Raw genomic sequence first — 12,028 nt, forward strand, 5'->3', positions numbered from 1 at the left:
CACTGTTGGACCCTCAGCGGGAGATGAGCCCGAACTCCGAAGTGATCGCCTCGCTCATGCCGGCGCTCGCGGTCTCAAGCAGGATCCGCCCCTTCTCAGCGGTTGCTTCGGCGGCAGAAGACAGGCACCCCGAGTCGGGGGTGAGCTCGGGACGGACGGGAAGCACGTCATAGTTCGGCAGCTCGGCAGGCGGTGCGTCGACGACCTTCGTCATGTCGACCTGCTCGGGGTGGAGGTGGAGCATGAGCGAAGTTTCGAGTACGCCTCCATGCTCGAGATCCCATCCGGTGAAGCCGTTGGGGTAGAGCCTGCCGATTGTCGCCTCGTCGACGAAGTCCCAATACGACAGGAGCATCACTCTCACGTCCTCACCGGCACAGCCGAGCTCTCGCAGCGCGAGATCCGCGCCTTCGTAGAGGAATTGGTAGTTCTCGAAGTGACCGTTGACGAAACCGATGGCCCGCGCGCCGTGGCGGATGAACTCGAGGACGAGCGTCTTGGCGATCTCGGTGACGAGTGCTCCGTCGAGGCTGGTCGTCCCGGGCAGATGATTGCCGCCCCCGGACCGCTGTTGCGATTTGTAGCCGTAGGCCATCGGTGCTGCCACGATTGCACCGATCCGCTGTGCGGTCTCGCCGGCCATCCTGCGGGAGAGGAGTGTGTCGACATGCAGAGGCATATGTGGCCCGTGCTGCTCGATTGAACCGGCTGGGATGAGCACGGGTGCTCCCTCACCGATCTTTTGGGCGTAGGAGAATGCGTCGAGTTCCTCCATGTATACGGCCATTGTGCCCTCTACCGTCCTCTCCTGTGTTGGTTGTTCGGGTGCTGAGTAGGCGAAGTCAGCGGCTCTTTGGGGCTTTGACCGTAAGCACAGGACACTGAGCGTCCATGAGCACTCCCCGAGCCGTGCTCCCGAAGAGCATCTTGCCGACCGAGGATCGCTTGCGAAGGCCGATGACGATGAGGGTGGCATCGCTGCGCTCGGCGGTGTCGACGATCTCCCCCGCAGGGTCCTGGCCGCGCAACGCCTGCCGGACTTCGAAATCCGCGACCGATGATTCCAGTCGATCCTCGATCCGTTTGAGCGTCCTGGAATCGGCGATCGCCCGGTCGTCTTCGATGGGGTCACTCTTCGATGCGTTGACGACGATGAGCTTGTGTCCTCCGTCGCGTCCCGCTTCAAGGATCGCCCGGTCGAGGGCGGCCTCGCCCTGCGGGGTGGGGACGTATCCGACAACAATCGTCATAGTCTCTCCTTCGAGCTTCTTAGATCCAGCCCTGGCGCGGTGCTGTCGCCGCTCATCTCGGATCCGCCGGAATCTGACTTGCTGTCTCGGCCTGTCGCTCCGCGTAGCGGAAATGGGCGCGAGGGCCGAAGATCGCGTAGATGCTCGCGCTGACGACGAGTCCGGCTAGCCAGGACAGATCGAGTCCGCCCATCGCCGTGACCAGTGGACTCTGCAGTACCTCGATCGACTGGGCCATGAACAGCCACGTCGCAATCATGCCGCCGAGCAGTGCGCAGACCCCAGGCCAATTGATGTCCGGCAGCCTCTTCGAGCCGATCGGATCGAAGAGTCGGGCACTGGGAATCGGCCGGATCCGATTGAACCTGTAGTAGTGGACGAGCATGAGTCCGCCCCACGATGCGACCCATGCGACCAGAGAGCTGAGGAAGCTGTCGAGCACCTCAGCGAGATCTTCCTGATAGACGAAGAAGATGACTGCGATGAACGACAGGACTCCGACGAAGAGGTTGAGACTGTTGCGCTTGACCTTGATATCGAGAGCTTGTGTGGCCACGGAGAACGTATAGATGTTGAGGATGTTCGTCGCGATCGGTCCGTGGATGACGAGCAGCAGTACAGGGACGGCCAATGCTCCGAAGTTGTCGACGACGAGTTGCCCGGGATCGACGGACTGGGACTTCGTTGCGAGGCTGGCGCCGAGGACTCCGAGCCAGACGACGGGCAGGAACTGTCCCAGTGTCGAGGCGAGGTAGAGTTTGCGGCGCGGGACTTCGCGGCTGACGAAGCGGGAGTAGTCGGCTGCGTAGGTGAACCAGGTGATCCCCCAGCCGATGCCGATCACTGTCATGACCGAGCTCATTACGGCGATCCGATCCCAGCCGTGGAGAACTTCACCCGGTGGGCCGGCATAGCCCCAGTCGATGTCGAGTCCGAACCACGCGAACAGGGACATGGCGACGAGGATGACGATTGTCGGAGGCACTGTCCAGCGTTCGAAGGCGGCGATGGCTCGATACCCGAACCACGCGATGATGACCTGAGCAGCCATGAGGAAGGCGGCGGTGCCGATCTTCCAGCCGTAGTTGTGGTCGGCGGGGTCGAGCCAGTGGAGCTTTCCGAACAGGGCGAGCACCAGGTCGAGAATGACGTAGGTGTTGATAGCGCACCAGCCGATTGTGACCGACGCTTGGATCGCGGCCGGCAGGTAGTCGCCGCGGCGGCCGAATGCGGCGCGAGCGAGGACCATTCCTGTGGCCCCGGTCTTCTGTCCCAGCAGGACGAAGCAGCCGAAGAGTGACATCCCGATGAGGTTGCCGATGACGATGACTGTGATGGTGTCTCGGACTCCGAGTCCGAGGTTGATGCCGAGGGCGCCGAGGACCCAGTTGATCGGTGCGAGATTGGCGCCGGCCCAGATCCAGAACTGACCACCGACTCGGGTGGTTCGGGACTTCTCGGGAATAGCTTGGAGCTGATCCTCGACGTCTGACTGGCCGAGGTGCACTGCGGGCGGGGTAGATTTCTCCACGGTCATTCGAACCTCCGTAAGTGGATGTGAGCCAGCCTAGATGTGGGCGGACCCGGCAACAACGAGTAATCTGTCAAGCAAAAATGGACCAACAAGTGACGGAGTGTCAGATTATGAATCTGCGGGAACTGCTGGACCACGAATCAATGAGGGCGGCTGATCCGGTGGTCCGCGCTGGGAGTCGTCGACTCGAGCAAGCAACAGTCCGTTGGGTCCATTCGAGCGAAGTCCTCGACATCGGACCGCTGATGCTCGGCGGTGAGTTCCTTCTTTCTGGCGGGACGGTTCTCAGTCGGGTCTCGGGGGTGCGGCAAGATCGCTACATCCGTGAGCTCGCGGCGCATCATGTCGCCGCTCTCGCCCTCGAAACGGGAAGTGAGTTCCCGGAGATTCCGAGGCGGGTGGTCCAGGCGGCCGCCGAAGTGGGTCTTCCCCTCATCGAACTGCGACGGGTCGTGCCCTTCGTTGAGATCGCGGAATCGGTGAATAGCTCTCTCGTCAGCGATTCGGTCGCTACTCTGCAAAGAGCCGACGAGATCTCGCATGCTGTGTCAGTGGCGCTGGTCGGTGGCGCCGGTATTCGGCAGCTGCTCGAGGTACTCGCCACTGAACTGACGGTGACCGTCTCGTTGCTTGTGCCTGGCACGCTCTCAGACGAACTGCTCGGAGTGAATGGACAACGGGGGGACTCGGGCCCGGCCGCGCTCACCGTGGATATTGAGATCGCATTACGTGGCATGCTTGCTGCCACCCTGCGGATGGATCTGCAGTCCCCCGAGCAAGAATCTCTCGCCCAGTTCGTCGGTGACCGGGTTGCCGACGTGCTGGCACTCGCGCTCCTCCAACAGCGCCGACCTTCACTCGGCGACATCGCCGGGATCGAACTTATTCGAGCGGTCGAGGCCGACTCCAGGGAGACGGCTCTGGCTGATCTCTGTGAATCGGCGGGTGTTGATCCCGAGACGCCGCTGGTGATGATCTCGGCGCGCACCACTGACTCGAATCGATTGCGAGGGAAACTTGACCGAGTGCTCGCCGAGCAAGCTGCCCGGCTCATCGTCTATGCGAACCCCGGTGAGACGATTGCCATCGCCTTGTTCGATGGCCGGAGACACCGCAGCCATCGGGCTGCTCTCCTCGAGGAGCTAGAACGTCACGTCGACGATCTCGACGCCGCGATCTGCGTCGGGCCCGTCGTCGACGGCATCCGTGGCGGTGCCTACTCCCTCGACCAGGCACGGCTGACGCTGGAACTGTCGGCGGCCCGGCCAAGCCGGGCTGAGGTGTTCGACTCCGATGCCTCGATCGTCGACCGTCTGCTCACGGCGAACGTCGGCTCAGCTGTGAAGATCCGCCTGGTAGACGAGCTTCTCGGTGAGATCGTCGAGCACGACGCGCAGCGGGGGACCAATCTTGTTGACACACTGGAGGCTTGGTTGCGGAGCGGCTGCAACACCGCTGAGACCGCGCGATCGCTTTTCCTTGAGCGTCAGTCGATGCACAACCGTCTGCAACGGATATTCTCGCTCATCGGCGGAGACCCGCGGGGGACTGGGAGAATCGCCGGGCTGACCATCGCACTGCGCGCACTGCGGCAGATCCCCAGCAAATACCACACCATTTGAAGCCGACCCTGAAGTCGGGCTGGACCGGCGGCCCGGGGAGTACGGGCGCCTTTGAACAGCTTTCGAATCTGTTTTCGTCGAAGCCTTGACGGGGTGCGTTGCCAGCTTTAACGTTAGTGCAACAAGGTTGCGGCTATTGCAACTCTTGATTCTGTAGAGGTCGAGTCCATGCCGACCGACCGGTTCGAAGGAGAAACAATGACTGTCACCACCTCCCCGAAAGCCGCTGACGTAGCTGATCTGGATCGCCTCAAGGTCCTTCATAACGGATCCAAAACCCCGCTGACCTTCTCCGACGCAGAGATGGAGCGTCGCCTCGACGGGCTGCGCGCGATCATCGCCGAGAAGGAACTCGACGCGGTGATCCTCACCTCGTATCACAACATCAAGTACTACTCGGACTTCCTCTTCACCTATTTCGGACGCTCGTACGCGATGGTCGTGACCCCGGACGACTCGGTGACCATCACGGCGAACATCGATGCCGGTATGCCCTGGCGGACGAGCTACGGCGAGAACATCGTCTACACCGACTGGCGTCGCGACAACTATCTCTACGCAATCCAGGAGGGGCTGCGTCAGCGCGGCATCTCTGCGCCCAAGCGACTCGGCGTTGAGGACGACAACCTTCCCCTCGACAACCGGAACAAGATTCAGTCGGCATTCCCCGACGCCGAACTCGTCGACATCGCTCAAGCCTCGATGCGGCAGCGCATGATCAAGTCCGCCGAGGAGATCGAGGTGATCAAGCACAGTGCGCGGATCGGCGACCTGGGCGGAGAAGCGGTCAAGGCAGCGATCGCCGAGGGCATCAGCGAGTACGAGGTCGCACTCATCGGTACCGAGGCGATGGTCCACGAGATCGCGAAGACCTTCCCTGACCAGGAAGTCAGGGATACTTGGGTATGGTTCCAGTCGGGTATCAACACCGACGGCGCCCACAACTGGGCGACTACGCGCAAGGTGCGCAAGGGCGATATCCTCAGCCTCAACTGTTTCGCCATGCCATCGGGCTACTACACGGCACTCGAACGCACCCTTTTCTACGGTGAGCCCGACGAGCGGTCGCTCGAGTTGTGGAACATCAACGTCGAGGTTCACAAGCGCGGTATCGAGCTCATCAAGCCGGGTGCCGTGTGCAAGGACATCGCTGCCGAGCTCAACGAGATCTACCTCGAGCACGGTCTCTTCGCCAATCGCACCTTCGGCTACGGGCACTCCTTCGGAGTCCTCAGCCACTACTACGGACGCGAGGCGGGCCTCGAGCTGCGTGAAGACATTGACACCGTCATCGAACCCGGCATGGTCGTCTCAATGGAGCCGATGATCACGTTACCCGAGGGTCAGCCTGGCGCCGGCGGTTACCGGGAGCACGACATCGTCGTGGTCAGCGAGGATGGTGCCGAGGACATCACGAAGTTCCCGTTCGGTCCTGAGCACAACATCATCCCCGCCTGATTCTACGGTCACGGTAAGGTCGTCCTCGCCCTGCGGACGGCGGCGTAGCAGCGTCGCTCCCGCGGGGCGAGTGGCGTCTCCGCGCGTTTCTCAGACCACAAGGACGGTGCCGCCCCACATCGAGTGGGGAGCCGGAGATCGCCGCCCGGGCCAGGGGCGTAACCGAAGGCCGGCGACGAATAGGATGAGGAGCATGCCCAAGCAGAAGACGACAGACGAATCCACCGGGCGGGGGGCCTCGGTCATCGAGAACACCGTCGCGATCCTCCGCTGCTTCAGCCCCGATCGGCAGGAGCTCGGGGTCACGGAGATCGCCCCACAGGTCGGGCTGCACAAGAGCTCAGTCTCGCGCATTCTTGCCTCACTGGAGCGTGAAGGCATCGTCGAGCAAACCGCCTCGCGGCGCTACCGGCTCGGATTGGGCATCATCGCCATCGCCGGTCCGCTGCTCGCCGATCTGGACGTCAGACGCGTGAGCTACTCGGCCATGCAGGAGCTCACGGAGGAGACGGGGGAAACGAGTGCGCTCATGGTATGGAACGGCACTGAGTCGATCACCGTCGAGCAGATCCCCAGCGCCCACGAGATCAAACACACCTCGAGCCTCGGTTCGCGCTACAGCACGGCCTACAGCGCCTCAGTGCAAGTGTTCCTCGCCGCCGAGGATGCCGAGCGAGTCCGTGAACTCATCGACGACGGTTCGATCGTCAACGTGGGGAGCGGCATCCACAGTGTCGAGGACTATCGTGCTCGTCTGGCGGACGTCGTCGATCGCGGCTGTGCGATCAATTACGGCGAAACCTCTGCGGACGCCGTCGGCATTGCCGCGCCGATCCGCGACCATCGTGACGAAATCGTTGCGGCCATCCTCGTGCCCGCTCCGAAATATCGCGTCGACGAAGTAGCCCTCGAGAAATTGACGAAGAGCTGTATGAAGGCGGCGAATCAGGTCACCCGCCGCCTCGGTGGGGCCTGAGCTCCACGGCGTCGACAAGCCCGTTCAGTCGGGTCACTGCAGGCTGGAGAACTCCTCCGCCCCACCCAGAGCCGCGAGCTGCTTGCGCCGCCACACCTCGGTGTCCTTGATCTGATTGAACGTGTAGATGTGCAGGCCGGCCACGCCCATGTCCGGGTCGTCGAGGACCGGGGCGAGCTTGTCGAGGAACTTTCGCGGGTTGTATCCGCCGGGCTTGGCCATCCGGGTGAACGTCGCGGTGTTCTTCCGCAGGAACCGTGTGGACTCGCCCACGCCGATCTTCGTCGCCACCTTCGCAAGCTTCGCCAGCTCGACCTTGCCAGCGATGCCGAGGATGAGCGGCAGCTCGATCCTACGCGCCCGCACCCGGGCCAGCCAGGATGCGACGACGCTCGGGTCGAAGCAGAGGTTCGAGACGAGATGCGTGGCGTAGTCGCGTTTGTCCCACATCGCTTGGATGGTCACATCGTCGGGGATGAGCGGATGCGACTCCGGATAGGCGGTCACGCCGAGGTGCTGGAACGGTGCGGCCATCGACGAGAGGTCGACGAGGAGGTCGTGCGCTCCCACGTAGCCGCCGGCCGGGGGAGTGGCGTCACCGGCAGGGATGAAGATCCGGTCGATGGCCGCCTCGGCGAGTCGATCGACGATCTCGGACAGTTCGGTGCGGCCGTGGATCATCCGCGCGGCGAGATGGGGCACGGCGCGGAAGCCGAGGGCCTGCAGCTGCTCGGCGGCGGACAGGGTCGCCTCAAGGGTCAGGCCAGTCGACGCGGTGATGGTGATCTCGCGGCCGGGAGCGACGTACTCCTCGACGCGTTCGACGATGCCTGCCGTCGGCAGGATCTCGTAGCGGGCGGTGCTCAGGAGCGTGCGCAGTCTTTCCTTTGACATCCTCGTCTCCCTCGTGGGGTTGCATGAAACTCGCGGGACCGAATCCCTTGCGTCGCGGTGTCTACAATCCTACACTCATTATACCCATAATATGGGATCTAAGTTCCATAATATAGAACTGTGTGAGCAGGGGGAACACCATGGACAACAACGTCCCGTCAGTGGATCAAAGCGACAGAGAAGTCCCGATCAACCTTCGTCAATCCGGCCCCACTCCGGTCGAGATGCTCATCGACACCCGTGTCCGCAAGTCCCCTTACTGGGAACTGTCCATGCAGCAGGGCTGCTGGCGGGCGTCGATCTACAACCGTATGTATCACCCGCGTGGCTACATTCCCCGCGACGAGGGCGGCATGATGGCCGAGTACCAATCCCTCGTCAACGACGTCACCCTGTGGAACGTCGCGGTGGAACGTCAGATCCAGGTCAAGGGCCCCGACGCCGAGGCGTTCGTCAACTTCGTCATCACCCGTGACGCGACGAAGATCCCGGTGATGCGCGCCCGCTACGTCATCCTGTGCAACGAGGCCGGCGGCATCCTCAACGATCCGATCCTGCTGCGAGTGGCGATCGACGAATTCTGGTTCAGCCTCTCCGACACCGACCTCATGCTCTGGCTGCAGGGGGTCAACGCCGGGCACCGGTTCGACGTCACGATCGGCGAGATCGACGTCGCGCCCGTCCAGGTCCAGGGACCGAAGTCCGTCGACGTCATCTCCGACCTCGTCGGGGAAGAGGGGCGCACGCTGCCGAGCTACGGTCTCATGGAGGCCCAGGTCGGCGGTCACGACGTCATCATCTCGCAGACCGGTTTCACCGGTGAGAAGGGTTACGAGATCTACCTCAAGGATGCGACGAAGTACGCCGAGGACATGTGGAACGCCGTCCTCGAGGCGGGCGTGCCCTACAACCTCAAGGTCGTCGCTCCCAGCCACCACCGCAGGATCGCCGCGGGCATCCTCTCGTGGGGCCAGGACATGGACTTCGAGACCCTGCCGTTCCAGGTCAACCTGTCCTACCAGGTGCCGCGGAAGAAGGAAGCCGACTATATCGGCAAGGCGAAGCTCGAGGAGGTTCGCGCCCAGATCGAGGCCGGAACGCCGCCGTATCGGACCCAGCTGGTGGGGCTGCTCGTCGGCGGCAAGCCGATCACGGACTATGCCCCGGACTTTTGGCTCGTGTCTGCCGTGGCCGATGGAGAGGCCGTCGGCTATGTGACGTCACCGTGGTACTCGCCGGAACTCGAGGCGAACATCGCGATGGCACACGTGCCCGTCGAATCGACGGCACTGGGCACCGAATATTGGGTGCATCTGCCCGAACCGTTCGCGGATACCCCGGGAGTCCCGGTCCGCGCCGAGGTGGTCGAGATGCCGTTCCGTCCGAGCGTCAATCCCAACCAGCGTGAGCGTCTGAAGATGAAGGGCCTCGACGCCGCAGTCTGACTCGACGCCGCAGTCTGAGAAGCGTGCCCGCCCAGGGCCGAGTGCTTCTCGCCCCGGGACAGGGCGCCTTTCACCCCGAGGACCGAGCGCGGTCGCCGTTGCGCAGAGCCGGCGGCCGCGTTCGCATGTCCGGGTGCCGGCATTCGGCACCGTCAGCGGGATCTCCTCCAGATACCCCCGCACCGCTCACTTCCGGCGCAGCGACTTCACTTTCGCGAGCAGTTCGTCTTCCGCGTTCGGGCCGGCCTTGATGCCGGTCGGCAGCCGGAACATGAAGATGATGCCGACGAGCAGCCATGCCGCGAACCCCACCCACGACTGCCAGGCCAGTTGGGCCGAGACCGGGGTGATCGGGATGTAGAGGATGAAGAGGATGAGCGTGAGCACCGACGAGATCACACCGATGACCACACCGCCTCCTCGCGGACCGCCGATGCGCAGGGGGCGTTCCATGGTCGGCTCACGCTTGCGCAGGACGAGGAATCCGACGCTGACGAGGAAGTAGGCGATGACGATCGCGGGGGATCCGGCATCGACGATCCAGCCGAGCGCTGCGGTGCCGAAGAACGGAGCGATCGCCGAGAGGATCCCGATGAAGATGATCGCGTTCGACGGGGTGCGGTACTTCGGGTGCAGCTTGCCGAACCACTTGGGGATCATGCCGGCAGCGGCCATCGCCCACATCAGGCGAGAGGAGCCCATGAGGAAGGCGTTCCACGAGGTGATGATGCCCGCGAGCCCTCCGGCGATGACGATCTTGCCCCAGATGGTCGAGTCGAACATGATCGACAGGGCGTCGGCGGTGACGAGGTCGTGGGTGCCGAGCTGATCGGCGGGCATCGCCATCGAGGTGGTGCCGATGATGATGACGTAGAAGGCGATGGCCATGATCACGGAGATGACCACGAGCTTGCCGATCTTTGCCGGTGGGAGCTTGACCTCCTCGGCGGACTGGGGGATGACGTCGAAGCCGACGAAGAGGAACGGCACGACGGCCATGACGCCGATGAATCCGGCTCCGCCGCCGGTGAACAGGGGTTCGGTGTTCTCGAGGTCGCCGCCGACGAATCCGCCGGTGAGCAGCAGGAGTCCGACGATGATGAGGAACCACACGACGAAGGTCTGGACCAGCGACGCGACCTTGACGCCGCGGATGTTGACCCAGGCGATGACGATCGCGCAGATCGTGCCGATGAGTGCCCAGGTGAGGTAGACGTCGAAGCCGGCGACGTTCCACAGCTTGATCTGCTCGAGGTTCGGGAACAGGTAGACCGCGGTCTTCGGCACAGACACGGCTTCGAACATGACGACGCTGATATAACCGCCGGTGATCGCCCAGGACCCGAACAGGGACACGCGTGGACCCATCGCGCGGATGAGGTAGTTGTGCTCACCGCCGGCGTGGGGCATGGCCGCCACCATCTCCGAGTACACGGTGCCGACGAAGCACATGATGATGCCGCCGACGACGAAGGCGAGGATCGCCCCGAGGGTTCCGGCCCCGTTGAGCCATTCCCCGGTGAGCACGACCCAGCCGAAGCCGATCATCGCTCCGAAGCCGATGAAGAGGGCATCGACTGTGCCGAGCGCACGGACGAAACCGTGGCCTCTGTCGTCGATGGCTGTCTGAGCGTCGGGTTGACTCATGGGTTACCTCGTCACGTCATTGTGGGTGGCCGATGATTCGATCCGCCGCGAGCACGATCTGCCTCGCAGCCACGTTGAGGGCAGAGTAACAGGAATCTGAGCGTTACTGGCGAGTTCCTTGGACAAAGAAGGACGCCGACTCAATGGTCGACGTCCTTTCCGCAATGATCTCTCGCCGAGGTGGTGCCGCGGTTCTCCCGCGACGATCCCCGAGACGGTGCGGCGGTTCGATCGGACCACCTGCCGAGGTGGTGCCGCGGCCGGCTCAGCTCATTCGCCGAGGTCGACGACCTCGAACTCGAGGAGTTCGGCGGCGCTCGAGACGGGTGCCTTGCCGGTGGACTCGTGGGAGGACTGACGGTTAGCTTTCCAGTTCTCGAAGTCTTCCTTCGTCGCCCACTGGGTGTAGACGAAGTATTTGTCGCCGCCGGCGACGGGGCGCAGCAGTTGGAAGCCTTCGAAGCCCGGTGCGCCGTCGACGGAGTGCTTGCGGGCGGCGAAGCGCTTCTCGAGTTCGGCGCGGGCCGGTTCGGGCACGGTCAGAGTGTTGATGGCGACAACGGACATGGGAACTCCTCAGTGTCGACGACGGATGTCTGTCATCCCCGAGACTACGGCCGCTCTCTGAGCCGACGCTGAACTGTCCGCAATGGGCGCCGGCCCGTCTCATTCGCTGTCGCGCGGATGGCTGCGCGCCCGGCCGGGAGACACGGGTTACGGGTCCGCCGACCCGGACTGTCACGCTTCGAGCGGAACCACCTCGGTGACGATACCTATCGGAAGCGCGCCGCCGTAGATATGCGGAAACGCTTCACTGTCGAGATCATCAGGATCGACCTGTTCGTCGACGACGTGGAGTGCCGCACTCGACAGGGAACCCTCGTCGATGTCGAGCAGAACGAGTGGTGCGTTCACCTGTGCGTAGTGCGCACCGAGAACCGTTCGCACCTGCTCGATCCCGCGACTGCAATGAATGAAACCGACCTCGCCGACCGAGGCGCCGATCGTGGATCGATCATATGACCCAATGCGCTGCGCTTCGTCCCACTCCGATGCCAGCGCGATGTGGAAGAGCCGATGGTCGCTCATGGAGAACCTTTCCTCCCGGCAAAAAATCTGCCCAGAAACCTTGATAAAAATCGGTTGATCTATCTCCATTGTGCGCCGCACCGGCGGTTCAGTACGCTGACTGGGCTCCGGCC

The 12,028-nt window shown here is 63.2% G+C and carries 11 protein-coding genes; 4 read left to right on the forward strand and 7 right to left on the reverse strand.

Features of this window, described 5'->3' with window-relative positions; genetic code table 11:
- Window positions 1-13: 13 nt before the first annotated feature.
- From GUY23_RS02380 to GUY23_RS02390, 3 genes are read right to left on the reverse strand one after another with little or no spacing between them, the layout of a single operon-like run.
- Window positions 14-787, reverse strand: a complete 774-nt coding sequence (locus GUY23_RS02380) for a creatininase (RefSeq protein WP_166969403.1) — start codon at window positions 785-787, stop codon at window positions 14-16.
- Between the two features lie 55 nt (window positions 788-842).
- A complete protein-coding gene (locus GUY23_RS02385; protein WP_166969405.1) occupies window positions 843-1,250 on the reverse strand; it encodes a universal stress protein in 408 nt (135 codons plus the stop codon).
- A 52-nt stretch (window positions 1,251-1,302) separates the two neighbouring features.
- Window positions 1,303-2,787 (reverse strand): purine-cytosine permease family protein, encoded by a 1,485-nt coding sequence (locus tag GUY23_RS02390; RefSeq protein ID WP_166969407.1) that lies wholly within the window; start codon window positions 2,785-2,787, stop codon window positions 1,303-1,305.
- Window positions 2,788-2,894: 107 nt separating this feature from the next.
- Between GUY23_RS02390 and GUY23_RS02395 the strand changes: the two genes are divergently transcribed.
- The 3 genes from GUY23_RS02395 to GUY23_RS02405 all read left to right on the forward strand — a co-directional run bounded on the left by GUY23_RS02395 (window position 2,895) and on the right by GUY23_RS02405 (window position 6,840).
- The gene (locus tag GUY23_RS02395; protein WP_166969409.1) at window positions 2,895-4,406 is read left to right on the forward strand and encodes a PucR family transcriptional regulator; all 1,512 of its coding nucleotides are present in this window, start codon (window positions 2,895-2,897) and stop codon (window positions 4,404-4,406) included.
- 198 nt (window positions 4,407-4,604) lie between these two features.
- Entirely contained in the window at window positions 4,605-5,864 is a 1,260-nt protein-coding gene (locus GUY23_RS02400; protein WP_166969411.1) for an aminopeptidase P family protein, read from the forward strand.
- Window positions 5,865-6,057: 193 nt separating this feature from the next.
- Entirely contained in the window at window positions 6,058-6,840 is a 783-nt protein-coding gene (locus tag GUY23_RS02405; protein ID WP_166969413.1) for an IclR family transcriptional regulator, read from the forward strand.
- 33 nt (window positions 6,841-6,873) lie between these two features.
- Here the strand turns inward: GUY23_RS02405 and GUY23_RS02410 are convergent, their stop codons facing one another.
- On the reverse strand, window positions 6,874-7,734 hold the full coding sequence (locus GUY23_RS02410; protein ID WP_166969415.1) for a methylenetetrahydrofolate reductase: 861 nt from the start codon (window positions 7,732-7,734) through the stop codon (window positions 6,874-6,876).
- A gap of 161 nt (window positions 7,735-7,895) precedes the next feature.
- Here GUY23_RS02410 and GUY23_RS02415 point away from each other — a divergent pair, with 161 nt between their 5' ends.
- Entirely contained in the window at window positions 7,896-9,179 is a 1,284-nt protein-coding gene (locus tag GUY23_RS02415; RefSeq protein ID WP_228282669.1) for a glycine cleavage T C-terminal barrel domain-containing protein, read from the forward strand.
- Window positions 9,180-9,365: 186 nt separating this feature from the next.
- Here the strand turns inward: GUY23_RS02415 and GUY23_RS02420 are convergent, their stop codons facing one another.
- The 3 genes from GUY23_RS02420 to GUY23_RS02430 all read right to left on the reverse strand — a co-directional run bounded on the left by GUY23_RS02420 (window position 9,366) and on the right by GUY23_RS02430 (window position 11,984).
- Window positions 9,366-10,826, reverse strand: a complete 1,461-nt coding sequence (locus GUY23_RS02420; protein ID WP_166969419.1) for an APC family permease — start codon at window positions 10,824-10,826, stop codon at window positions 9,366-9,368.
- A gap of 270 nt (window positions 10,827-11,096) precedes the next feature.
- Window positions 11,097-11,393: an antibiotic biosynthesis monooxygenase family protein gene (locus tag GUY23_RS02425; RefSeq protein ID WP_166969421.1), complete on the reverse strand. Its 297-nt coding sequence runs from the start codon at window positions 11,391-11,393 to the stop codon at window positions 11,097-11,099.
- A gap of 171 nt (window positions 11,394-11,564) precedes the next feature.
- Window positions 11,565-11,984: a DUF952 domain-containing protein gene (locus tag GUY23_RS02430; protein WP_166969423.1), complete on the reverse strand. Its 420-nt coding sequence runs from the start codon at window positions 11,982-11,984 to the stop codon at window positions 11,565-11,567.
- Between the last annotated feature and the right edge of the window lie 44 nt (window positions 11,985-12,028).

Source organism: Brevibacterium atlanticum (assembly GCF_011617245.1).
Lineage (GTDB): Bacteria > Actinomycetota > Actinomycetes > Actinomycetales > Brevibacteriaceae > Brevibacterium > Brevibacterium atlanticum.